Here is a 24,331-nt window from a genome sequence, read left to right on the forward strand (position 1 = left end):
TACATATTTATTATAACGATTTTCTTTAGAGTTAGCAGTGGATGTGATTAAAAGAATTAAATAATTATCTCCTAGATTCATTACAAAAGTGTTAAAAATAAAAAAGAAGACAATTTGAATTGCCTTCTTTCTTAATTCATTAGCTCATAACAAATATTAATCATTCTGAGCTATAAAACGGGAAGTAAGGGATTCGAACCCTTGAAACGCTTGTGGCGTTTACACACTTTCCAGGCGTGCTCCTTCGGCCAGACTCGGACAACTTCCCCCATTATAAAATTGTGTAAATAAAAAAACAGAAGCGATATTTCACTTCTGTTTGGATGACTCCTACGGGACTCGAACCCGTGTTACCGCCGTGAAAGGGCGGTGTCTTAACCGCTTGACCAAGGAGCCATGGCTCCACAGGTAGGATTCGAACCTACGACCGATCGGTTAACAGCCGATAGCTCTACCACTGAGCTACTGTGGAATAATGTTAATAATGGAGCGGGTGATGGGAATCGAACCCACAACATCAGCTTGGAAGGCTGAGGTTTTGCCATTAAACTACACCCGCATAGTAAACGATTATGGGGCGGTTGAAGGGAATCGAACCCTCGAGTCTCGGAACCACAATCCGATGCGTTAACCACTTCGCCACAACCGCCAAAGTGTAAATGGTTCAGGACAGAGTCGAACTGCCGACACATGGAGCTTCAATCCATTGCTCTACCAACTGAGCTACTGAACCATAATAAGTAAGTAATGGCGGTCTCGACGGGAATCGAACCCGCGATCTCCTGCGTGACAGGCAGGCGTGTTAACCGCTACACTACGAGACCTACTAAATTATGTATTGCGGGAGGCGGATTTGAACCACCGACCTTCGGGTTATGAGCCCGACGAGCTACCGAACTGCTCCATCCCGCGCTAATATTATTATTTATTTCTTAAAATCAAGTACTTTATTAGTATATCATTTAAGTCTTAGTAGTGTCAATACTTTTTTTAATTAAATTTTACATTTAATTAATTTAAGCTTTATATATTTATGCGATAATTACTTTTTAAGCACCGCTCTTTTGAATACTTTATTAGTATATATACTATGCACTTTATAGTCAATAACAATTACAAAGTATTTTGTGTAAAAAAACGCTACACTTAGAAAATTTTAATTAAATATACGAATTGGATATTAATTACCTTAGTAATGCCCGATAAAATGCTACTTTTGCTCATAAAAAATCACCGTTTAACCTTTCTTATAATGATTATAGATTAGGCCAAACGATGATGTATATCCCCTATTTAATTAATAATCACTCTAAATTATCTTGTCATATAGATTTGCATTCTTTCTTGAAGTTCGGTAAAAGAAACAAATCCTTCTTCTTCAAGAAAATGGCCGCCCTCTTCTACGATTCTCATATGACCACCCAATGTTTCGAGAAGTTTTTCTGTTTCTTTATATGAAACATGTTGATCTGTTTTAGAAGCTAATCCATAAAAACGTTTAACTTTACTTTTAATCGTAGAATAATCAATATTTATTGGATCGATATTGACATTTTTGTCTAAATCTTCAGCATCTTCTTTAAAACCAGCTATACTGAAAAATCCTGCTAATGATTCTTCAATATTCAAATCTTCAATATATTTCAATGCTGCTATTGATCCAAATCCATGTGTAACAAAATATGTATCTGAGCTAGGAATTTCAATTTGCTTATTCATTTCTTTGACCCATTGATGAATATTATGGTTATTATCATTATCTAAATGAAATAATTGAACATTATAGCCTTCCAATTTCAAATTATGTTGCAACCATTCATACCAATGATTATGTGAATCTCCTATACTTGAGTGAACAATAATGACATTTGTCATAGTTAATCCTCCTATTGAATAATTGATTGGTTTAACTTAACTTTATTTAAACATAACTTAAAATAAAACACTTTAAAGAGACGGTTTAATTCTCTAAAAAGTGTTCTAATATTATCCATTTATAATTCATCTATAAGTTCTTCTACTGCATTTTTCCCTTGTTGAATACAGTCAGGTAGTCCTACTGCTTCAAAGGGTGCACCAGTAATTCGCAAACCTTTATACGTTGCTTTCACATGATTCTGGATTTCACGTATTTGTTTAATATGGCCGATATGGTATTGTGGCATACTTTTTGGCAAACGATTGACTATAGTAAAATCTGGATCACCTTTGAAGGTCATCATTTTATTCAAATCACGACGAGCAATCGCTGCTATTTCTTCATCTGTATGATCATCTACTACATTATCACCAGGTTTACCTACATAAGCACGTATTAAAACTTTGCCTTCAGGGGTTGTAAATGGCCATTTTTTCGTAGTCCATGTACAAGCAGTTATATTCGTATGACTTGTTCTTGCGATAACAAACCCTGTACCATCATACGTATTCTCGATGTTCTTTTCATCAAATGCGAATACAACCGTCGCTACCGTAGTTGAATCCATTGAATTAAAGTAATTAAACGCCTGATCGTGATTAAACCATTTCATGAAAGTGTGATGAGGTGTTGTGACTAAGACACCATCAAATGGTTCGCTTCCACTATTGGTAACTATTTCATAATTATCTTCATTGATTTTTATATCATCGACAGGGGTATTGTAGCGAATTGTTACGCCTTTAGATGTCACATCTTCTTCTAATGCTTCAATAAAAGAACTTAGCCCATGTCTAAATTGTTTAAATTGGCCTTTAGGCGCGCCTGGATATAATTGGCGCTGCTTAATGCGCTCTGCCTTTTCATGTTGCATTCCTTTAATTAAACTACCAAATTCTTCTTCTTTTTCTTTAAAATTAGGAAATGTACTCATAAGACTTAAATTGTCTATGTCTGTACCATATATACCACCCATAAGTGGCTCAATTAGATTTTCAAGAATTTCATTTCCTAAGCGTCGTCTAAAGAACTCCCCTACTGATATATCATCCTTCATTTGGATTGGAGATTTAAATAAATCTAGACCTGCTCTTAACTTTCCAAGTGGCGAAATTAATCGCGTTTTAAGAAATGGTTTAATATCTGTTGGAATACCCATGATTGAGCCACCAGGAATAGGATAAAGTTTATTCTTCGCAAAAATGTAAGACTGACCTGTTTGATTAGTGATTAAATCATCTTCTAAGCCGATATCTTTAGCAATATCCGTCATAATCGTCTTGCGCCCTAAGTAAGATTCTGGCCCAAGTTCAATCGTATAGCCATCTTTACGATAAGTTTGAATTTTACCACCAGGTCTTTGAGTTGCTTCAAAAATAGTTACATCAATCTCTGGTTTATAATGTTTAAAATAATATGCGCTAGCTAATCCAGTAATTCCAGCACCTATAATTGCAACTTTTTTACTCACTATGAGTCCCTTCCTTTATTAAAAAACTGTTTTTATTTCATCAACGATTGCACCAATAAATAATGGATGTGTATCTGGCATAGCTGGGCGGTAATAATTTGCGCCTACTTCCTCACATACAACTTTACATTCATAATCGTTATCATACAAAACTTCTAAATGTTCACATACGAAACCAACAGGAGTATAAATAAAGTTTTTATAATGATGTTCGTTGTAAAGGTCACGTGTTAAATCTTGAACGTCAGGCCCTAACCATGGCGTGCCTGTATTCCCTTCAGATTGCCAGCCTTGCGCCACATGTAAAATATTAGATGAAGATGCTAAGCGTTTCATTGTATCTTGTAGTTCATTTGGATAAGGGTCGTTATTTTTTTCAATAAGACCTTTAGGTAAACTATGTGCAGATACAACTAAAACTGTTTCATCATGTTCTTCACTAGGAATTTGTTCTAACGTTTCATTAATTTTATTAGTCCAATATTCAATAAATTTAGGTTGTTGATAGTAGTGTTCAACATGATAAAGTTTAATACCGTATTTATCCGCTTCTTCTTTCGCACGTTTATTATAAGAACCAACTGAGAAGCTTGAATAATGAGGCGCTAGCACTACAGTTACCGCTTCTTCAATACCATCTTTATTCATTTTTTCAACCGCTTCTTCAATAAAAGGAGAAATGTGTTTTAATCCTAAATACAATTTGAATTCCACGTCTTCATATTCATCGTTTAAAGCCTCTTTCAATGCTTCAGCTTGACGGTCAGTTGTACCTGCTAATGGAGAAAGTCCTCCAATAAATTCATAGCGCTCTTTTAAATCTTGAAGTTCTTCTTCAGATGGTTTTTTACCATGTCTAATATCTGTGTAATATGGTTCAATATCGCTTTCTTTGTATGGTGTGCCATACGCCATAACTAATAAACCTACTGTCTTAGTCATTATATAAAACCTTCCCTTTTATTATAAATTGCTATATTAACAATGATTATTTTTGTGTGTAATCATGCACAAATTGTGTCACGCGTTTAAGTGTATCTGGTTGAACTTCTGGAAAAACACCGTGTCCTAAATTAAAGATATGTTGACCTCTTTCTAATCCTTCATCAAGAATAGATTTAATTCTTTTCTCAAGAACTTCCCAAGGCGCAAGTAATAAAGATGGATCTAAATTACCTTGAAGTGTTTTATTAACGCCTAAATGATTCGCTTGTGTAATGGATGTACGCCAATCTAAACCTAGAACATCAATTGGTAAATCATTCCATTCATTAATTAAGTGACTCGCTCCAACACCGAATAGAATAACCGGAACATCATAACGTGATTTAATACCATTAATTAATTGTGTCATAGAAGTTTTAATATAGTAGCGATAGTCTTCAACATTAAGTGCACCTACCCATGAATCAAAAATTTGAATCAATTCAGCACCGGCTTCAACTTGAGCTGCCACATAATCAATAGAGATCTCTACAAGGTGATTCATTAACGCAAACCACGTTTCTTCATCTCCATACATCATTGCTTTCGTAAAGTTGTAATTCTTAGAAGGTCCACCTTCAATCATATATGAAGCCAATGTAAATGGTGCACCAGTAAAACCGATTAATGGAACATTTAGTTTTTCTTGAGTAAGAATTTTAATCGTTTCTAATACATAAGGTACATCTCTTTTAGGATCTATCTGAGTAAGTTTTTCTACATCTTTAACAGATTTAATTGGATTATGAATAACTGGACCAATGCCTGATTTAATTTCCACATCTACCCCTATTGGTTTAAGGGGTGTCATAATATCTTTATAAAGAATAGCAGCATCCGTATTATAATTGTCTACTGGTAAATGTGTTACATAAGCACATAATTCTGGTTGGTGTGTTATTTCAAACAGTGAGTACTTCTCTTTCAATTTGCGATATTCTGGTTGTGATCTTCCAGCTTGGCGCATAAACCATACAGGTGTATGGGATGTCTGTTCACCTTTTATTGTTTGTAAAATCGTATTATTTTTATTATGCACCATAATATCCTCCTAAATTAAAATCATTCTTATCTATAATATCATATCACGTTTATTTTATCGTTTATACTACATTAAATGTCATAAAAATGACATAGCACTTTAGTATATATATTTAATGAATATAAAATTACTTTTAACAGTAATTATAAACTATTTAATATAAACAAACCTATCATTCATAAGGTCTATTTTAACTTTAAAATAATTAAATTATATAAATAATTGATATAGCAACAATCCCTGTTTAATCGTATAATAAAAGCAATAAGGGAGGTATGATTCATGAAAATATATACAACTTACGGAACTTATGGTTACTTAAATCAAATCCGCTTAAATAACCCAGAAAGAAATTTATTTTTATTTTCTACGGATGATTCTTCTGTCATTATTGAGGAAACAGAAGATAAATCAATATTAAAGCATCCTACTGTTTATGATACAGTCGTTGAAATCAACGAATTAAGTAATGATCATTTTTATTCAGCATTATTCATCCCAACTTCAGATGATCATTCATATCAATTAGAAAAGAAACTTGAAAATTTAGATTTAAAATTAGAAAACTTCGCTGGTTTTAAAAGTTACCGCTTCCTAAAACCTGAGGAAGGCACAACTTATAAAGTATACTTTGGCTTTGCTAATCGTCAAACATACCAAGACTTTAAAGAATCAGATATATTTAAAGATTACTTTTCAAAAGAAGCGTTAAGACGCTACTTTGGTTCAAGTGCACAACATTCTAGCTATTTTGAAAGATATTTATACCCAATTAAAGATTAGTATTATAAAAAATAAAGGTTGTCTTAGTTAATTGAGATGTATTTCTCACTAACTTGAGACAACCTTTTTTATTTAATCTTTTAGTAAAGATTCTTGAGATTGTAATTTTTTGATTGTACTGCGAATAGTAAGCCATCCTACTATAAAGAAGACAATCGCGAAGATAAAGTATTGCGGATAAATGATGACAAACGTTATGGAGAAAATAACCCCAATGATTATCATTAAACGATATAAGAACTTTTCATAGCCTTTAATCACTTCTGCATCTGATACCGGCCAAACTTGAGGCCATAATCCATATGCTTGTTGAGTATAGAATTGAGACATTTGTAATAAAATAATGTACATAAATAGGCTTCCAATAATCACTGTAACAATTGGGAATGATAACCAAATCATCAAAATAAGTGCAATCACAAGTAATCTTAAGATGATTGTAAATGCATCTCTTCCCCTCACGAAGCTACGCGTAAATAAATATAAATACATATTTTTAGAGTTAAAACGTTGTCCTTTAGGCGTTGGTAACAAGAAGTCCAAATATTGTCGTCTTACTGCACTTTCTTTTAAATGTTTAACATCAGTAAACATATTAACGAATTTATAGTAATTTGTATGATGACGTTCTTCAATTAATATCATGCGTTCCCATGGGAATAAGTAGCTATGCTTCATTTTCGGAAGTAGGAAAATCGCTAGCACTAATATAACTGTAAAAATAATTCCCCAGTACATTTGATGACCTAGCACTAAATAATATGCTAATCCATTAAGTACAAATAAAATGATATTAAGAGACCAACTTTGTAAATGTGATTGGTACCACTTCCATCTTAGTAATAAACCAAGAAACGGATGAATAAGGACTAAAACGATAAAGAAAATATAACCTAAACTTAGTCCATGATTAAGTTTGTAAAATAATGGAAATAGCACGATTAATAAAACGATTTGGATAATGATTCGATTGAAATAGCTATATCTTAAGCTTAAATTCATATATTCTTTCATGTGCTCCTCAAACGGTAAAAGGAATATACGGTCAGCATCTTTTAAAAAAGTTCTAATTGGAAATATAGATGTGATTGCTAAAACAAGACTCGCAAACAAGGCATAATCGATGTGTGTTGGCATATGTTTTAACCATTGGCCATAACTAAGAATGAACGCGCCAAGTAGTATTAATAAGAATACTGAGAAATGCCCATTAAATATAAATTTATTATAATAGCTTTTTTCCTTACGAATCGCTTTATGACGCTGTTGAAATAATGCTATAGCTGATTTATTCATGTATGTTGCCCACCTTGTGTAACATGAATATAAATGTCATCAAGTGTATGGTGATGTAAGCCTGTTTGCTCACGGAGTTGGTCTAAATTGCCAAAGCCTACAACTCTACCTTTATCTAGAATAATGAAGCGGTCACAATAACGTTCTGCTGTTGCTAGAATATGCGTACTCATCAATACTGTTCGTCCTTCATTCTTCTTCTCTACCATTAAATCAAGCATAGACTGAATACCTAAAGGATCGAGACCTAAGAATGGTTCATCGATAATATATAGTTCAGGATTAACAATAAAGGCACAAATAATCATAACTTTTTGTTTCATCCCTTTTGAAAAGTGACTCGGGAATACTTTAAGTTCATTTTCTAATCTAAATGTCTTTAGTAACGGACGAGCACGTTTCATAGCTTCTTCTTCACTAATTTGATACGCCATTGCCGTCATAGCGATATGCTCTTCTAATGTTAATTCTTCATAAATTACTGGTGATTCAGGTATATAGGATAACTTTCTGCGATAAACTTCAATATCATCGGTGATATTTGTATCTGAAATAGAGAGCGTACCTTCCATAGGCGTTAGTAATCCTAACATATGCTTAATTGTTGTACTTTTACCTGCCCCATTAAGCCCTATTAAGCCTATGATTTCTCCCTCTTTTAATTCAAAATTTATATCTTCAATTACAGGACGTTTGCCGTAACCTCCTGTAAGATGTTCAACTTTTACTGTCATAAGGCACCTCCATGACATACATTGTACCAAAATCATTCTCTAACTACTAAAGTTAGCTATAGCTTACTAACGAAATTTTAATACAGTAATGATATAATATTGAATAAAATAAGGCATAAGGAGTGTATTCAAATGGCAGAAACAGTATTTGGTAAGATTTTAACTGGTGAAATCCCAAGTTATAAAGTATATGAAAATGAGTACGTATACGCTTTTTTAGATATTTCTCAAGTGACTAAAGGTCATACTTTATTAATTCCTAAAAAAGCTTCTGCAAATATTTTTGAAACAGATGAAGAAACAATGAAACATATTGGTGCTGCAATACCGAAAGTGGCAAATGCTATTAAAAAAGCATTCAATCCTGATGGTTTAAACATTATTCAAAATAATGGCGAATTTGCTGATCAATCTGTATTCCATCTTCATTTCCATTTCTTACCACGTTATGAAAATGATATTGATGGCTTTGGTTATAAATGGAATACGCATGAAGATGAAATTGACGATAATAAGAAAAAAGAAATTGCAGAGCAGATTAAAGCTCAATTTGAATAATTCTGCATATTGTATGTCTTTAAAGGGTAATATAAAATTAAATTGAGTTTTAAAAAAATTAAATTTACGATATTAAACTAATAATTTAATTTAAACTTATTAAAATGACGATATATTAAGTGAGGAGAATATAATATGAAAGTAACACGCGTATTATTTGGTATTGGTGTTGGCGTAGCAGCTGGTGTCGCTGTTTCATGGATGAACCGTGATGATCGTGGCGTAATTGAAGGCGATACTAATGGCGTTAAAGTGCCAACTGGTGCTCGTTCTGAATTAGAACGCGAAATCGAGTCAGTTAAACGCAGTTTCCACAACATCATTGATTATAGTAAACAAGTTAAAAATGATGGTGTACAATATGGTAGCGAGATTGGCGATGAATTTAAATCATTAATTGGTGATTTTAAATCAGATATCAATCCTAATATTGAGAAGTTAAAATCACATATTGAAAATCTGCAAAATCGCGGTGAAGAAATCAGCAATACATTTTCAAAGGATAAAAAATAATATTGTTGATAGTTAATGAGGAGTAAAATAGGAATCTATTTAAAGATTTCTGTTTTACTCTTTTTTGTTTATTAATTTCATTTTTAACTGAATGAAATAAAAAATAGCTTCTTCACTTTGCCGGTAGGTGTAAATATTATCTTGATTTTATCTATAGTAAGTTAGATAATACTTAGCGTATATATGACCTATTAAGAGGTGGAATTATGTTTCTATGTAAACAGCAAATCGATATTCACGCTCGTTTTGGGATACCAAGAATAGCATTCCTTAGCTTTGTAACTACGGTGATTGCGTTTTTAGTAAGCTATGAAATTATGTATTACTTTGTTGATACACCGTTATCAGATAGATACTTTTTAATTTTATTATTTTTTTTATTTATGATGTATCCTATTCACAAATTTATTCATTTGTTATTCTTTTTACCTTATTTCAAATCTTTTAGAGCGCATAAATTAAATAAAAAGCGTTATTTACCATATTTTAATACGTATGTCAGCACACCTGTTCACAAAATTTATTTTTGTATTAATTTAGTTATGCCTTTTTTAACTATTACAAGTATTTTAATATTCTTAACTACGCGTTTTCCAGAATATGGACATTATTTTATGTTTTTATTAGCATTAAACTCTGGCATTTCAGTTATGGATTTTTTATATTTGAAAATAATTATTTTTTCTAATGAAGGACAGTTTATTGAAGAACATCAAACAGGCATTAGTATTCTAAATAAAGTACCCTACCATTCACCATATTAATATTTAGGAGTGGGACAGAAATTTAGATAATTTCTTTACAACCCTAACTTGCTTTGCTTGTGGACTTTCTTTTTGAAAGTCTTTTTGTTGAGGCCCCAACCCCAGTGGGCTTTCTTTTCGAGAGGCTATGGTCAACATGTAAATCTGCCTATATGTTAGCGAAGGCTGAGACAATCTACTTTGTCTCAGCTTTTTTTAGTTCTTAAGTCGTATAGGCACTACTACTTTGGTAGTAGTGCGTTGGTTTCTAATTGGTGAAGCGCTTAGAATATGTTATAGTTACGTTGTTATTAATGTAAAAGGAGCTATCAACTATGAAAATTATGAATAAATTAATTGTTCCGGTAACAGCAAGTGCCCTGCTTTTAGGTGCTTGTGGTAATCATTCCACTGATTCGGAAAGTAACACGCTTATTTCTTCAAAAGCTGGAGATGTAAAAGTTAAGGATGTAATGAATAAAATTGGCGATGATCAAATTGCAAGTACTTCATTTAGCATTGCCTTAAATAAAATTTTAGCTGATAAATACAAAGATAAAGTCGATACTAAAGATATTGACAATAATATTAAAAAAGAAGAAAAACAGTATGGTGGTAAAGATCAATTTGAAAGCATGCTTAAACAACAAGGTATGACTTTAAATGATTATAAAGAACAGAAAAAACTAGCTGCTTATCAAAAACAATTATTAGCAGACAAAATCAAAGTATCTGATAAAGAAATAAAAGATAATACTAAAAAAGCTTCACACATTTTAATTAAAGTTAAATCAAGTGATAGCGATAAAGAAGGCTTAAGTGATAAGAAAGCTAAAGCTAAAGCTGAAGAAATACAAAAAGAAGTTGAAAAAAATCCAAGCAAATTTGGAGAAATCGCTAAAAAAGAATCAATGGATACATCTAGTGCTAAAAAAGACGGTTCATTAGGTTATGTTGTTAAAGGCCAAATGGTAAGCAGTTTTGAAAAAGCCTTATTCAAACTTAAAGAAGGCCAAGTATCAGACGTTGTCAAAACAGATTATGGTTACCATATTATTAAAGCCGATAAAGAAGACGACTTTGATAAAGAAAAATCTAGTCTAAAAACTAAGATCATTGAGCAAAAAGTTCAAAAAGATCCTAAATTATTAACTAATGCATATAAAGACTTACTTAAAGAATACAATGTAGACTATAAAGATAGAGACATTAAAAAAGCTGTAGAAAATACGATTTTAAATCCAGACAAATTAAAACAGCAACAATCTCAACAAGATAGCTCATCTGCTGGCCTATCTTCATAATTTTCAAAAGTTAAAAAGTTATTAAAAACGATAGTTGCAACTGATTGAAGTTGCAACTATCGTTTTTTTGTATTATCAAGATATTTTATTCTTAATCTAGTTTCTCTGGGTTGTAGAATTGACGATTTTCCATACCAAAAATACGTTCTGTAAATTGCCCTTTTTCTGTTTTCTTGAAAGCTTTTTCAAACATGTTCATTTTTGCATCAATATTATCGATGAAGAATAAAATTTCCGCTTCTTTTAAATGTGGTAATTTAGGAGAACCGAATTCCATTTTACCGTGATGCGCTAAAATCATGTGACGTAACAACATGACTTCTTCGCCTTCTATGCCAAGTTCTTTAGCAGCTTCGGCTACTTCATCACTTGCGATTGAAATATGACCAAGTAAATTACCTTCAACGGTATATGTCGTCGCTACAGGACCGCTTAGTTCTCTCACTTTTCCTAAATCATGTAAGATGATAGAACTATAAAGTAAACTACGATTTAATAATGGATAAATATCACATAGTGATTTAGCGATTCGCAACATTGTTAAAACATGATAGCTTAAGCCACTCGCAAAATTATGATGATGTGAACTTGCTGCAGGATAAGTGAAAAATCTGTCTTGATATTTTTTTAATAAGTGACGTGTAATACGTTGTAAAGTCGCATTTTCAATATCTAATATATAATGTGAAATTTCTTCTTGTAATTCAGCTGGTGTTAAAGGTGCACCATCAATAAAATCTTGCGCTTTAAATCCTTCTTCAGGTTTAGCCAATCTAATTTGATTGATTTTCATTTGTTTGCGTCCTCTGTAATTAATAACATCACCTTTAACCCAAACAATTTCTTCAGGTTTCAAAATTTGCATTTCTTCTTTTGTAACTGTCCACAGTTTTGATTCTATATCGCCACTTTTATCTTGTAAGAAAAGCGTCATATAATCTTTTCCCTGAGCAGTAACGCCTTGTGTTGCTCTATGAATCATGAAGAAATTTTCAACTGAATCTCCTGGTTTTAATTTCTCTACGTTTCTCATCGTTTACCGCCTTCCTCTATTTTATTTAATATCAGCATTTCTTTAGAAGGAATCGTAGTATCTTTTGTGCATGTGAAGTAAAGCACTTGATAATCATATGCTAACTCTCTTAAATAGTTTAACATCATTGATTTTCTTTGTTTATCAAAATGTACGAACGCATCATCTATTATGATTGGGAATGGATAATATGGTCGTAATACTTTGATTAAACTAATTCTTAACGCTATATATAATAATTCTTTTGTTGATTGACTTAATTCTAATGGATGGTACATCTGTCCATTATGATGTTTGACCATGATTGAATCATTTTCGTAAGTAATCAAATTATAATTATCATTTGTTAAAGATTTAAAGATAGTAATGGCTTCATTTATTACTTGTGGTAAACGTTTATCTTTAATTTGCTTAATGTGCTCATTTACTAGCGCTTCTAAATAACTTAAACTAGCCCAGTCTTTAGCGATGGAGTTCATTTTATTTTTTAAACTATGATAGTTATGACGTAGTTCTGATAACGTCTTATCTGTTTCCATTTGATTAATTTGTGCAGTTAATTCGCTTACTTCCATTTGTTTCCCTAAATACTGATCATTATAATCATCTACTTGTTGCGCTAACAACTGATCTTCATCTTCCACTTGAACCGTTGTTTTACTACTTAAAATAGAGCTATCCTCATAAGAAAAGTGGTGATTTTCTAAATAAGTAGTTAAATCATTAAAACGCGCTAAATTTTGTTGATACTGTTGATATTGCTCATAATGTTGATAATAATCTGTTTCATTATCTACATTAATGAAGTTAAACAATGATTGAATTGTTTCGTCATTTTCAGTTAATCTAAGTTTTAACTGTTTTATTTCATTTCCTAATAATTGAAGTTGATTTTGCAATTGATTTTTCTTTTCTTTATTTGCTTCGTAGGTAGAAAGCCACTTTTTCATGTCATTAAATAAAGATATTTTATTAAAGTGAGTTAACTCATGAGCAATTTGGTTTTGCGCTTTTTCATAAAATGAAACTAATTTTTGATTTAATTCATCTCTTTGTTTAATTAAATCTTTCAGATGATTATCGTTTGTCTTTAATTGATTCATTGTAGTGAAACTACCAATTAATAACTCATCAGTCATTTTTTCAGGTAATTTAATATCAGTCTTAACTTCTTGTAAATTGCTAGATATCTCATTCAAGTCCTTATTTGTTTTATCTAATAACTTTTGCTGATGTGCTGATTTATTAATTAAGACATTTTTACTTTTAGTAGCGTTATTCCAACGTTCACGAAGATGATATTGTTGATCTAAATCAAAGTTTAAATCATAATTTGCTTCTAATTCTTTTATTTGTTGTTCTAAGTTACTAATTTCATCACTAAACGTTTCACTATAATCCACGTCTTTTGATTTCGTCATGAATATGCCAACGACAAATAATATTGTAAGAATAGTAAAGATGATTCCAAATATCATATTGGCTGTAATAAATGAAAAGATAGTTAATCCTAAACCAATTAAGCTTAAAACAATAAAACTAACTCTTAACCACCAATTACGTTTATTCTTTCTTTCTTTTTCATTTTCAAATGTTTCTTTTAATTTGTTGTATAAATTTTCTTTTTCATGAAGTTCTAATTTTTGTTGATTATATTCTTTTTTCTTTTCAAGTGACGTTTCGGAAACTAATTCTTTTTCTAGCGTTGTAATCTCTTTAGCATTCGCTTGTTGTTCGATTTTAATTTCGTCAATGATTCTTTCAATTTGTTGTTTCTGACTTTCTTGCTCGTTACGTTCTTTAATTTTTTGGCTCACATAGTTCTTCATTGCTTCAGACGTATCTGTTTCATGATGGACATCTTGCCAGCCTAAATTTGTTTTTAGTGTTTGTTGTTCTCTTTGAGAGTCATCGATTTCTTTATTCAGTGATGCAACTTTTAATTCATTTTGTTGAATATCACTTTCTTCTTGAGATAAACGATAGAAATTGTTAACTGCTTCTTCTGTTGGAAGTTCAATTTCATTAAAGTCTCTTTCAACTTTCTTTAATCTCTCTTCTTGTATACTGATGTCTTTTTCTAATGATTGCTTATAACGGGCAGCCGTTTCGTATCGTTCAATCCCTTTTTCAGGGAATTTAAGTGGCTCGATATTTAACTTTTGTTCTAAACTTTTCCACTCTTGTGCTTGCGGATGAATAGCGAGTTCTTTTTGTTTATTTTCATGCATTTTAGATAATTGAGTTAAATTATCTTTAAGATGCGTTAAATGACGTTGAGATTTATCTCTATCATCTATTAAACGATGATACTCGTTTAACTTCGCTTCTTCATTTCTAATTTGTAATTCTATCTGTTTTAAATCTTCAATTTGTTGATTTAAAATCGGATTCTTCCCTGCTTTTTTATAAAGTGTAGCTTTCTTTTGGGCAATCATATTTCCCATTGAAGTGAATTCAGATGAACCAAGCGCACCTGCTTCTAATAGATAATTTTGTAATTGCTTTTCATCCATATTGCGATGTATATCTTGTAAACCTAAAACATTAAAAGAAAATATACCTTGATATGTTTTTTTAGAGATATGATTAAGTTTCTTCTTCAACCATGCTTCATCACGAATAAGTCCATTTTCAAGATAAACTTTAACGTCCCCTTGCGCACTTCCTTTAATACGTTCAACAACTACTTCGGATTTATCATCAAAGAGGAGTGTAAGTTTCCCACCATATTGATTACCCATACGAGGTTCTAGACGTGGTTCTTTCTCTTTTTTCGTTGGAAATCCAAATAATATTGAATGGATAAATGCTTGAATAGTAGATTTACCTGCCTCATTTTCACCATAAATTTCAGTAAATGAATCGTTAAAAGTAATCTTTCGTTCAACAAATTTACCATATCCATAGATTTCAAGTGATTTAATGATCATAGTTATCACCTCGCATGTCTTCTTTCAATAATTTCTCAGCTCGATCAACCAACTCAACTTTGTCGAAATTAGTGTAATCATCTAAATATTTGGAAGCTCTAGGATTTAAATATAGTTCAGTCATCGCTTCTTCGAATAACTTAGTGTCATCAATTAATTCTTTTGAGAATTCTCGAACAAGTGGCGTGTCTTCGTTTTGAATATAATTAAATATTAAATCTTCAATGACTATAAAGTGATTCTCATTTTCTTCATACTCATCAATCATAGCTTTGATTTGGCTAATATCTTGAGGTGATATCGCTTTTTCGCTATCTATATCTAAAGTCAGTCTATAGAATGCTTTACCTTGAGAACGCACACTATCTTTGAATTGTTGTACTACTTCATAGATGCCTTGTTTATTCGTTTTATCCGTCTCAATTGTAGCTGTATCGAAACGAATAGATTGTGTAGGAATAAATTTCGTTGTAAGTTTTAGACTATCCCCTTCAACAAGCAAACAACCTTTTTCTCCTTGCTCTCCAAAATGTCTACCTTGAATATTACCTGAATAATGAATTGGCGGCATATCGCTTAATTCCTGACGTTCATGAATATGGCCCAGTGCCCAATAATGATAAAGTTTACTTTTTAAATCTTCTAAAATAAATTCTGTGTAGCGATTTTCAGCACTTGATTTACTATATGTGCCATGAAGCATACCAATATGAATGCCGTTAGCACCTTGGCTAGATGGATATTCATCAATTTTATTTTCATAACTTGCATTATTTTGATAACTAAAACCATGTATATTAATTGTTTCGCCATCTTTAGTTATCGCTTGATATGTTTCAACTCTATTTGAAAAGACAGATACATTATTAGGCCAATCATCTGTAATTCTTTCAGTTAATGGGTCATGATTCCCATGGACTATGTATACAAAGATTTGTTCTTTTTCTAAACGTTTAAATTGTTCTTTTAAGAATACTTCAGCACGTAAAGTACGATTCTCTTGATCAAATAAGTCTCCTACAATAAGTAAGAAATCTACTTCTTCTTTAAGAGCAATGTCTACGATATTTTTAAAACTTTCATAAGCACTATTTTGCACATCTTCAAAAATCTTTGGCGCTAAATGGCTTTTAGATTTGAAAGGACTATCAAGGTGCAAATCCGCACAGTGAATAAATTTAATCATCAGTTTAGGCTCCTTAGTATTAGGATTAGATGTCTCTATTATGTATTTATATATTTTACCATATCTTATTTTATTTGGGTCGATGAACATTAAACATTAAAAAAAAAGCTACAAGACTTTCTATAAGTAGAAAGTTTTGTAGCTTTAGACTGACAATTACTCTATCAGTCTTTATATAAACATTTCATTATCTAAAACCTAAGCTATTAATTAGTCAGCGTAGATTTCATCTAAAGGTTTTACGATAATTTGATTAATTTCTTGGAATACTTGGCTCATTTTTTGTTCAGCTTGCATTAATTCAGAAATATTTTCATCTTTTTCAATTGCTTGAGCTTGTTCTTGAGCTTTAGCTAAATCTTCCTCAGGAATTTCTTCACCTTGCATTTGTTTTTGTTGGAAGTTTAATTGAGTTTCGCGGAACTCATCAAATAATTTTTTAGATTCTTCATTGTCTTTAACTTTAGAGAAAGCATCTTTAATTGCTTTGTATTCATCGCTATCTCTTAAAGCTTGTTCTAAATTGTTTGCGTAATCATATAAATTTACTGCCATGTCTATATTGCACTCCTTCGTGTAATGATGTTTTAACAACTCTTTATTACCATAACATATTATGGTTCGTTAGACAAAGATTGCGACTAGACCTTGGAAGAAACCAATAATTCCTCCTAAAATAAAGCCTAATGACATAATTAATTTAAGTTCTTTATTCGCAATCTCAATAATTAAACGTTCAATATAATCCAAATCAAATGTATTAATTTGGTCTTCTACTAATTTACGTAAATTAATTTTTTCCATAATTGTTGAAACATGTTTTGACGCTTGTTCAACAACTAAATTTGTAATTTTATTAGCAATTTCTACTTCTAAATAATTAATAAATTGAGGTGCCAAATCGCTAAATGGCGTATTTACTTTATCATTTAAATTTAAATAAGATGTTAGCCATTGAGTTGTAGACTCAGATATTTTTGAAAATTGCTCTTCTTTAACTACTTGTCCTAAAGATTGATTTTTTAGTGTTTCATACTCATTATGAATGACTTGATCAATAATGCCTTTCGCCTTAGGATGACTTGTTAAACGTATTAATTCATGTTGTATTCTGTCGGCAATGCTCTCTTTAGTCATAAACATTTGTAACAGACCAACAATTTTTCCTTTTTCAGCAAAAAATGTATCTAACATATCGTAAATATCGCGAGCGCCTTTGTCTGAAGATAAATAGATACGTGCTCTTTCACATAATAAATCACCGACGTTCTCCATCTTATCATCAATCATTGAAATAGCTTCTTGAGGTAAAATCTCTACGATAGGTACATGGCGATGCTCTTGATAATATTGATTTAGTTTATTAGAAATTGTGTCATCTAATTTATCATTAATTAGATAATCGATATCAATATCAAAATTATGTGCAAAGTTTCGAATCGTCGCATCATCACGTCTAAGTTTAGAAATTTGTTCAACAACAAATTCATTAATCGTTGCTCTTGTATTAGGTTCATTTAATTTATTATGAATAACGGACTCGGTAATGAGATGTTCTTCGATGACTTGCCCAATCTTAGTCGCAATTTCATCTCTACGTTTAGGAATAAGCCCTGGCGTAAATGGAATACGCATTTTAAAGATGTAATGAGGCTTATAGGGGTGAAATAACATGCGAATCGCAATTACATTGGTCACGCCACCAATGACCGCCCCCACTACAATCATAAAAAGTATTACTAAAAAAGCTTGCATTGGTTATTCTCCTTATTGTGTTATAACATTAAGCAAATTATATCATGCACTGTCTAAAATCTCATGACTGAATAGCTAAAATAAGTTAATTGTAATTTGCTTATAACTATTTCTTCAATGTATCTAAAAAGACGAATTTATTGCACATTCACAACAAATCCGTCTCAACATTCTAACTAATTTATTATTTAAAATAGTGATTAAATCATTAATAGATTCTTCTATCACTTTATTAATCTGTTTACACTTTACTAGACGTGCATTAATTCTTCTTTAGCATTTCTGTTAAAGTAAGTTTCAGCTTCTCTTAATTTCGCTGTACCAAAGATGGGTTGTTTCTCAGAGTTAAGTACTCTATAGATATTGCTTACTTTATTGCTTTGTAAGATGAAACCATTACGAGTCTCGATTGTATTCCAATAAATATCACTAGTTGTAGAATGGTTAGGGTATGCACAGTGATTACGTGAGATTGTTTGTACAATTTCAAGTGGGTCACAACCGAACGTATTATTTAATACGTCAGAATCTCTAAATAATGCACAAATTGATACGCAAGTTGTCCAGTTAGGTAACACGCGTTCTTTCTCGATTTGAACTAATGTTTTCTTTGAAAGGCCAATTGTTTGAGCCATAGTATCTTGCGTATAGCCCGCTTCAATTCTTACCATTTTAAATTTTGTTTGAATTAAATCTGTAAAACTCTGTCTATCCATATTTTGTTCTCTACCTTTCTAATAGGGGTTATATTCTCCGGACGCAAGAAATTGCAATAATACACATTTCTTGAAACACAAATTACATCTTAATATATTTTCAATAAAATGAAAAGAGGAATTTTTGTTTTTACATACAATTTTATTAAAGGCAAAATTGTCAAAATAATTAAACAAGTTTAATAAATCATTTATTTTTAAAAGAAATTGTTTTGCAATATTAATTTTTAATACCTTAAAGATCTTATTTTGAATAAATTTTTTATATTCCCTAGTTAAATGAGTTTATTTTCAATTGCATAAATTGCTGCTTGGGTACGATCTGTTACTTCTAATTTATTGAAAATATGACTTACATGCGTTTTAATTGTTTTTTCTGAAACAAATAATGTAGAGGCAATTTCTTTATTCGTTTTACCTTTAACCATTTCACGCAATACTTCAATTTCTCTCTTTGATAACTTGTTATTAAAATGCGGTTTCTGAGACATAGAAGCCATGACGTTTTTTGCTTCAGGATGAATCACCTTTTCATCATTCAACACTTGTAAAATAGTATTAATTAATTTCTGTGGTTCAACGTCTTTCATTTCATAACCATCTGCACCCTTACTAAGTGCTGACATTACATGCTCATCATCTACGTAGCTTGTTAATACGAGTACTTTTATTTCTGGATAATGTTTTTTAACGTATTCTGTCACTTCAATGCCATTCATTCCAGGCATGACTAAATCTAATAAAATAATATCTGGTAAAGCATTCTCTTTTAAATCATCTATGAAACTTTGACCATCTGCAAAACTAGCTTGAACTTCTAAGTCCTCTACTGTAGACAGTAAAAATTCTAATCCTTGTCTTACAATATGATGATCATCGATTAAAATTACCTTTGCCAAATGTTAAACTCCTTCCCCTACTTTGTTAATGGAATATCAAATTGGATATTTGTACCTTCATTAATCTCTGAATGAATATGTAAGTGTCCTTTTAACAAATGAATTCTTTGATTTAAGTTCTTCAAACCTTGTGATTGATGACTACTATGTGCTTTAGTATCAAATCCAATACCTTTATCTTTAATTTCAACATATAACGTATCATGTTGTTGTTTTATAGTTACATAGATAGTATTTGTATGGGCATGTTTTTTCGCATTATTCATTGCTTCTTGTATCATTCTATAAACATGCTCTTCTATTGTATTAGACAAATCAATTAGTCCGTCAATTTCAATATTCAAATTTATACCTAATACTTTTGCATAATTTCTTAGGGCATGCACTAAACCATGTTCAAGTCCTACAGGTTTCAATTGCCATATTAATGAACGCATTTCATTCACGGCATTTTGACTCGTTTCTTCAATAGTTTTAAATGCCCGCTTTGCTATGTCATCTGACGTAATATCGTGTGCAGCATGGGCAGTTAATTTCAATGAAAAGAGCATTTGATTCACAGAATCGTGTAAATCTCGAGCTAAGCGGTTACGTTCATTAATACGCGCCGCTTCTTTCTCCTGATCAGTTAAGTAAATTCGCTTGATTGCTGATCCTATTTGTAATGCGACTGATTCAAGCAGTTCCAAATCTTCTTCACTATATTCAGAAGTATGAGGGGTCGCCACATTTAATAAGCCATATTGTTCATCACCTGAACGGAGTGGTACTGTTGCGTGATGTGTAATTTCATCTGTTGCTTCTTGATATGCTTGAGCTGCTTTATTAATTCTTGAACAGTTGATAATATTTGATGCTTTCGTCAATCTTTGGTTATGATATGCTTTTACACACCAGCATGAACCTTCTGACATGTATTGACAGTTATTAGCTTGTAAAGCACCAGGAAGATAAACGTCTGCTACTAACTCATGTTTTCCTTCATCATTAATAAAGAAGATCCATCCTGTAGTGAAATTACTGCCTTGTATTAAACATTTCAATGCACCGTTCATCATACTATAGAGCTCTGTTTCTTCATTAAGATATTCCGCTATTTCTTTTAATAGCGCTAAACGAGTTGGTTTTTCCATCTTATTCGCTCCAATTAAATTCTTATTAGCATTATATCATTATACCGTGTGTTTTTATTTTTTTAAATTTTTAAAATGGACGCTACGTGTTGGGGTAGCATTTTCAAAAAATGAATAATTAATATCAATTTCATTCAGAGAGCTATCATTCGCAACGCCTAATACAACGAAGATATGATATGATAAATGCGTACTTAATAGGAGGATTCTATGAAATTTAAAATACCTGAGACTTATAATGATTTCACTTTAAGAGAAATCTTTCAAACGTTGAAATTACCAAAAAAAGACTTACATCAACTTAATATGTCTAAAGAAATTACAGTTAATGATGCGCCCGCTAAACTGACATCTAAAGTATCTACTGGAGACAATGTTTACATTCCTACGCCTGAAGAGAAAAGTAATTATTTACCAAGTTATCGATATGCGCAAGTTAGCTATGAGGATGATGATTTAGCGATTGTAATGAAACCTAAAGGGGTTAAAACGCATCCTAATGATTTAAAAGAGAGCAATACATTAATGAACCACGTGATTTATACGGTTGATAGTGACTATGTCGAGCCTATTCATCGATTAGACCAAGAGACAGTTGGTTTACTAATTGTGGCTAAAAATCCATTAATGAAGAAGATTTTAGATCGTATGTTGGAAGATAATGAAATTACGCGAATTTATAAAGCGAATGTAAAAGCGCTATTACCGCTAAAACCTCAAACAATTGATATGCCAATTGGTAAAGATAAATTCCATCCGAATAAACGTCGTATTTCAAATACAGGTCAACGCGCTATCACGCATATTTTATCTTCTGAGATGGTTAAAGAAGGCGTATGTCAATTAGATATTAAACTTGATACTGGTCGTACTCATCAAATTCGCGTGCACTTAGCTGAGATTGGTCACCCTGTAATTGGAGATCCACTTTATGGAGATTCCACACTAAGACAATTGGAACTTAAAAGTTATCAAATAGAGTTTAAACACCCACTTACTCAAGAACTCATTTCAGTTAGTTTAGATGATATTTAAACTAAGTATAGATATAAAAAAGGGGAGTGGTACAGAAATTAAGTAAATTTCGTCGTCCAACCCCAGCTTGCTTTATTAGTGAAATTTCTTAATGAAATTCTCTGTGCTGGGGCCCCGCTCCCCGGCAAGGATGACTAGATTTGAAAAAAGCTTGATTTAAGCGCATTTTCAAACCAGTCAGCTACTGCCAATATATATTAGCAAAGGCTGAGACATTTTCATTTGTCTCAGCCTCCTTAATTTTTATTCAATTAATGAGGATCAACCATATCTTCAGGTTTAATCCATTCTTCAAATTGTTCTTCAGTAACATAACCAGAATCAATTGCAGATTCTTTTAATGTTAATCCTTCTTTGTGTGCTTTTTTAGCAATTTGAGCTGCTTTTTCATAACCGATATGTGGGTTTAAAGCAGTAACAAGCATTAATGATTGATTTAAGTAATTATCAATATTTTCTTCAATTGGTTCGATACCTACTGCACAATTATCATTAAATGTTTGCATACCATCAGCTAATAAGTAAATTGATTGTAATGTATTATGCAGAATAACTGGTTTGAATACATTTAATTCAAAGTTACCTTGTGAGCTAGCAAAGCCAACTACACTATCGTTACCCATTACTTGTACTGCTACCATTGTTAACATTTCACATTGTGTTGGGTTTACTTTACCAGGCATGATTGATGAACCTGGTTCATTTTCAGGGATAGAGATTTCAGCAAGTCCAGCTCTAGGTCCTGAAGCTAACCATCTCACATCGTTAGCAATCTTCATTAAATCAGCAGCTAATGCTTTTAATGTACCATGTAATTGCACTACTTCATCATGAGATGTTAAAGCATGGAATTTATTCTCAGATGACACAAAGTCATATCCAGTATTCTCAGAGATAAATTTTGCTACTTTATCACCAAATTCAGGATGCGCATTAATTCCTGTACCTACCGCTGTACCACCGATTGCTAAGTTTAGAATATGTTTTTTAGATTCAGATAATAATTCTTCACATTTATCTAACATATAGCGCCAACCACTAATTTCTTGGCCTAATCTAATTGGTGTCGCATCTTGTAAATGTGTACGTCCAATCTTGATAATAGATTGGAATTTATCTTCTTTTTCTTTAAAAGTATCGCGTAAATGTTTTAAAGCAGGTTCTAATTTAGTTTCTACTTCATGATATAACGCAACGTGCATTGCTGTTGGGAATGTATCATTAGAACTTTGTGATTTATTCACATCGTCATTAGGATGAATAGATTCATCACTACCATGTGCTTTTAAATATTCATTAGCCACATAACTTACTAATTCGTTGACATTCATGTTACTTTGTGTGCCACTTCCTGTTTGCCATACGACTAATGGGAAATGTTCATCTAATTCACCTTTTAAAATTAAATCACATGCGTGAACGATAGCATCTTTTTTAATGTCGCTTAATTTACCAAGCTCATGGTTAGCTAGCGCTGCGCCCCTTTTCAATTGAGCAAAACCGTATACAACTTCAATTGGCATACGCTCTTTACCTACTGGGAAATTGCGTTTACTTCTCTCAGTTTGAGCGCCCCAATATTTATCTGCTGGTACTTCAATTTCTCCAAAAGTATCATGTTCAATTCTTACTGACATTTGATGATCTCCCCTTATATGCTTATTTAACTTAAGTATAGCATTAATTAAATTCAATGAGCAATGAACAACTAAAACGGTTTCATAATGAAAAAACCACTTGAATCAGTTTCAAGTGGTGAGAACTTTATTCAGTTATTCATATTTGATTTTTACAGCTTGTACGACCGCTATAGCGCTTAAAATATATAAGATAACACTTAATACTAAAGTAACCGGACTTAATGTAATTAATACACCTAAAAAGCCTGATAACCCTTGATAAAAATCATTTAATGTATACATTAGAATTGCAGTGACAAGTATACAACATATTACACTTATGATTACGCCTGTCTGATTACTTTTAATAAAAGGTTTTGCCGTAACATCATCAATTAATCCTTCAGATAAGTTTAATTGTAATTGTACGATTTTGAATAAAATAGGCAAGTATAACGTTCCTAATGCAATAGGAAATCCTTTTATTGATAATAGACTCACGATAATCGTTGCAATTGTAATGTGTAGCCAATATTTATGCAACATCGATATTGCTCCTCATCTCTTTTATTAATACATATTTTACCATATAAAATGTGTTGCTTTTGTGTAAATTAAAAAAGCGAGCCAGAAGTCACTTAGTAACTAAAATGAATTCTTTGACCCGCTTCAACTT

22 protein-coding genes and 8 tRNA genes are annotated in these 24,331 nt (G+C 31.7%); 6 read left to right on the forward strand and 24 right to left on the reverse strand.

The window, feature by feature from the left end:
* Nucleotides 1-178: 178 nt before the first annotated feature.
* The 12 genes from E2558_RS05460 to hemE all read right to left on the reverse strand — a co-directional run bounded on the left by E2558_RS05460 (nt 179) and on the right by hemE (nt 5,415).
* Nucleotides 179-268, reverse strand: a tRNA-Ser gene (locus E2558_RS05460).
* 56 nt (nt 269-324) lie between these two features.
* A tRNA-Glu gene (locus tag E2558_RS05465) sits at nt 325-396 on the reverse strand.
* Nucleotide 397: 1 nt separating this feature from the next.
* A tRNA-Asn gene (locus E2558_RS05470) sits at nt 398-472 on the reverse strand.
* Between the two features lie 13 nt (nt 473-485).
* A tRNA-Gly gene (locus tag E2558_RS05475) sits at nt 486-559 on the reverse strand.
* 14 nt (nt 560-573) lie between these two features.
* Nucleotides 574-649, reverse strand: a tRNA-His gene (locus E2558_RS05480).
* 11 nt (nt 650-660) lie between these two features.
* Nucleotides 661-733, reverse strand: a tRNA-Phe gene (locus tag E2558_RS05485).
* Nucleotides 734-748: 15 nt separating this feature from the next.
* A tRNA-Asp gene (locus E2558_RS05490) sits at nt 749-824 on the reverse strand.
* A 14-nt stretch (nt 825-838) separates the two neighbouring features.
* Nucleotides 839-912, reverse strand: a tRNA-Met gene (locus tag E2558_RS05495).
* A gap of 402 nt (nt 913-1,314) precedes the next feature.
* Nucleotides 1,315-1,875, reverse strand: coding sequence for an RBBP9/YdeN family alpha/beta hydrolase (locus tag E2558_RS05500; RefSeq protein ID WP_126566185.1), 561 nt, complete (start codon nt 1,873-1,875; stop codon nt 1,315-1,317).
* Between the two features lie 119 nt (nt 1,876-1,994).
* Nucleotides 1,995-3,389, reverse strand: a complete 1,395-nt coding sequence (gene hemY / locus E2558_RS05505; protein WP_126566187.1) for a protoporphyrinogen oxidase — start codon at nt 3,387-3,389, stop codon at nt 1,995-1,997.
* 18 nt (nt 3,390-3,407) lie between these two features.
* Nucleotides 3,408-4,331: a ferrochelatase gene (hemH, locus tag E2558_RS05510; protein WP_126566189.1), complete on the reverse strand. Its 924-nt coding sequence runs from the start codon at nt 4,329-4,331 to the stop codon at nt 3,408-3,410.
* A 46-nt stretch (nt 4,332-4,377) separates the two neighbouring features.
* The gene (gene hemE / locus E2558_RS05515; protein ID WP_126566192.1) at nt 4,378-5,415 is read right to left on the reverse strand and encodes a uroporphyrinogen decarboxylase; all 1,038 of its coding nucleotides are present in this window, start codon (nt 5,413-5,415) and stop codon (nt 4,378-4,380) included.
* Between the two features lie 282 nt (nt 5,416-5,697).
* On the opposite strand from hemE, the gene E2558_RS05520 reads away from it, so the two are divergent.
* Nucleotides 5,698-6,198, forward strand: coding sequence for a signal transduction protein TRAP (locus E2558_RS05520; protein WP_126566195.1), 501 nt, complete (start codon nt 5,698-5,700; stop codon nt 6,196-6,198).
* Nucleotides 6,199-6,270: 72 nt separating this feature from the next.
* Here E2558_RS05520 and ecsB read toward each other — a convergent pair whose 3' ends face one another.
* Both ecsB and ecsA read right to left on the reverse strand, forming a co-directional pair.
* On the reverse strand, nt 6,271-7,494 hold the full coding sequence (gene ecsB / locus E2558_RS05525) for an ABC transporter permease EcsB (protein WP_126566197.1): 1,224 nt from the start codon (nt 7,492-7,494) through the stop codon (nt 6,271-6,273).
* Nucleotides 7,491-8,228 carry an ABC transporter ATP-binding protein EcsA gene (ecsA, locus tag E2558_RS05530; RefSeq protein WP_126566200.1) on the reverse strand — a complete coding sequence of 246 codons (738 nt, stop codon included), beginning with the start codon at nt 8,226-8,228 and terminating at the stop codon, nt 7,491-7,493. The genes ecsB and ecsA overlap by 4 nt, the downstream gene beginning before the upstream one ends.
* Before the next feature lie 132 nt (nt 8,229-8,360).
* On the opposite strand from ecsA, the gene E2558_RS05535 reads away from it, so the two are divergent.
* The 4 genes from E2558_RS05535 to prsA all read left to right on the forward strand — a co-directional run bounded on the left by E2558_RS05535 (nt 8,361) and on the right by prsA (nt 11,346).
* Complete coding sequence (locus E2558_RS05535; RefSeq protein WP_126566202.1) at nt 8,361-8,786, forward strand: HIT family protein; 426 nt, start codon at nt 8,361-8,363, stop codon at nt 8,784-8,786.
* Nucleotides 8,787-8,921: 135 nt separating this feature from the next.
* Entirely contained in the window at nt 8,922-9,299 is a 378-nt protein-coding gene (locus E2558_RS05540) for a YtxH domain-containing protein (protein WP_126566203.1), read from the forward strand.
* 206 nt (nt 9,300-9,505) lie between these two features.
* On the forward strand, nt 9,506-10,063 hold the full coding sequence (locus E2558_RS05545; RefSeq protein WP_126566205.1) for a DUF3267 domain-containing protein: 558 nt from the start codon (nt 9,506-9,508) through the stop codon (nt 10,061-10,063).
* Nucleotides 10,064-10,377: 314 nt separating this feature from the next.
* Nucleotides 10,378-11,346: a peptidylprolyl isomerase PrsA gene (gene prsA / locus E2558_RS05550; protein ID WP_126566207.1), complete on the forward strand. Its 969-nt coding sequence runs from the start codon at nt 10,378-10,380 to the stop codon at nt 11,344-11,346.
* 91 nt (nt 11,347-11,437) lie between these two features.
* Here prsA and yhaM read toward each other — a convergent pair whose 3' ends face one another.
* The 8 genes from yhaM to E2558_RS05590 form a co-directional block, all read right to left on the reverse strand.
* The gene (gene yhaM, locus E2558_RS05555; RefSeq protein WP_126566209.1) at nt 11,438-12,379 is read right to left on the reverse strand and encodes a 3'-5' exoribonuclease YhaM; all 942 of its coding nucleotides are present in this window, start codon (nt 12,377-12,379) and stop codon (nt 11,438-11,440) included.
* Nucleotides 12,376-15,312 (reverse strand): ATP-binding protein, encoded by a 2,937-nt coding sequence (locus E2558_RS05560; RefSeq protein WP_126566212.1) that lies wholly within the window; start codon nt 15,310-15,312, stop codon nt 12,376-12,378. The genes yhaM and E2558_RS05560 overlap by 4 nt, the downstream gene beginning before the upstream one ends.
* The gene (locus tag E2558_RS05565) at nt 15,302-16,498 is read right to left on the reverse strand and encodes a metallophosphoesterase family protein (protein ID WP_126566213.1); all 1,197 of its coding nucleotides are present in this window, start codon (nt 16,496-16,498) and stop codon (nt 15,302-15,304) included. The genes E2558_RS05560 and E2558_RS05565 overlap by 11 nt, the downstream gene beginning before the upstream one ends.
* Nucleotides 16,499-16,708: 210 nt before the next feature.
* The gene (locus E2558_RS05570; RefSeq protein WP_126566216.1) at nt 16,709-17,053 is read right to left on the reverse strand and encodes a YlbF/YmcA family competence regulator; all 345 of its coding nucleotides are present in this window, start codon (nt 17,051-17,053) and stop codon (nt 16,709-16,711) included.
* 69 nt (nt 17,054-17,122) lie between these two features.
* The gene (locus E2558_RS05575; protein WP_126566218.1) at nt 17,123-18,253 is read right to left on the reverse strand and encodes a DUF445 domain-containing protein; all 1,131 of its coding nucleotides are present in this window, start codon (nt 18,251-18,253) and stop codon (nt 17,123-17,125) included.
* A gap of 251 nt (nt 18,254-18,504) precedes the next feature.
* A complete protein-coding gene (xdrA, locus tag E2558_RS05580; protein WP_103298845.1) occupies nt 18,505-18,969 on the reverse strand; it encodes an XRE family transcriptional regulator XdrA in 465 nt (154 codons plus the stop codon).
* Nucleotides 18,970-19,244: 275 nt separating this feature from the next.
* A complete protein-coding gene (locus tag E2558_RS05585) occupies nt 19,245-19,868 on the reverse strand; it encodes a response regulator (protein ID WP_126566221.1) in 624 nt (207 codons plus the stop codon).
* Nucleotides 19,869-19,885: 17 nt separating this feature from the next.
* Nucleotides 19,886-21,001, reverse strand: a complete 1,116-nt coding sequence (locus tag E2558_RS05590) for a GAF domain-containing sensor histidine kinase (RefSeq protein ID WP_126566223.1) — start codon at nt 20,999-21,001, stop codon at nt 19,886-19,888.
* A gap of 210 nt (nt 21,002-21,211) precedes the next feature.
* Between E2558_RS05590 and E2558_RS05595 the strand changes: the two genes are divergently transcribed.
* On the forward strand, nt 21,212-22,036 hold the full coding sequence (locus E2558_RS05595) for an RluA family pseudouridine synthase (RefSeq protein WP_126566226.1): 825 nt from the start codon (nt 21,212-21,214) through the stop codon (nt 22,034-22,036).
* 251 nt (nt 22,037-22,287) lie between these two features.
* Here E2558_RS05595 and fumC read toward each other — a convergent pair whose 3' ends face one another.
* The gene (gene fumC / locus E2558_RS05600) at nt 22,288-23,673 is read right to left on the reverse strand and encodes a class II fumarate hydratase (protein WP_126566228.1); all 1,386 of its coding nucleotides are present in this window, start codon (nt 23,671-23,673) and stop codon (nt 22,288-22,290) included.
* A gap of 135 nt (nt 23,674-23,808) precedes the next feature.
* A complete protein-coding gene (locus E2558_RS05605; RefSeq protein WP_126566231.1) occupies nt 23,809-24,201 on the reverse strand; it encodes a hypothetical protein in 393 nt (130 codons plus the stop codon).
* Nucleotides 24,202-24,331 lie beyond the last annotated feature (130 nt).

This window comes from Staphylococcus pragensis, from assembly GCF_004785665.1.
Classification (GTDB): Bacteria; Bacillota; Bacilli; order Staphylococcales; family Staphylococcaceae; genus Staphylococcus; species Staphylococcus pragensis.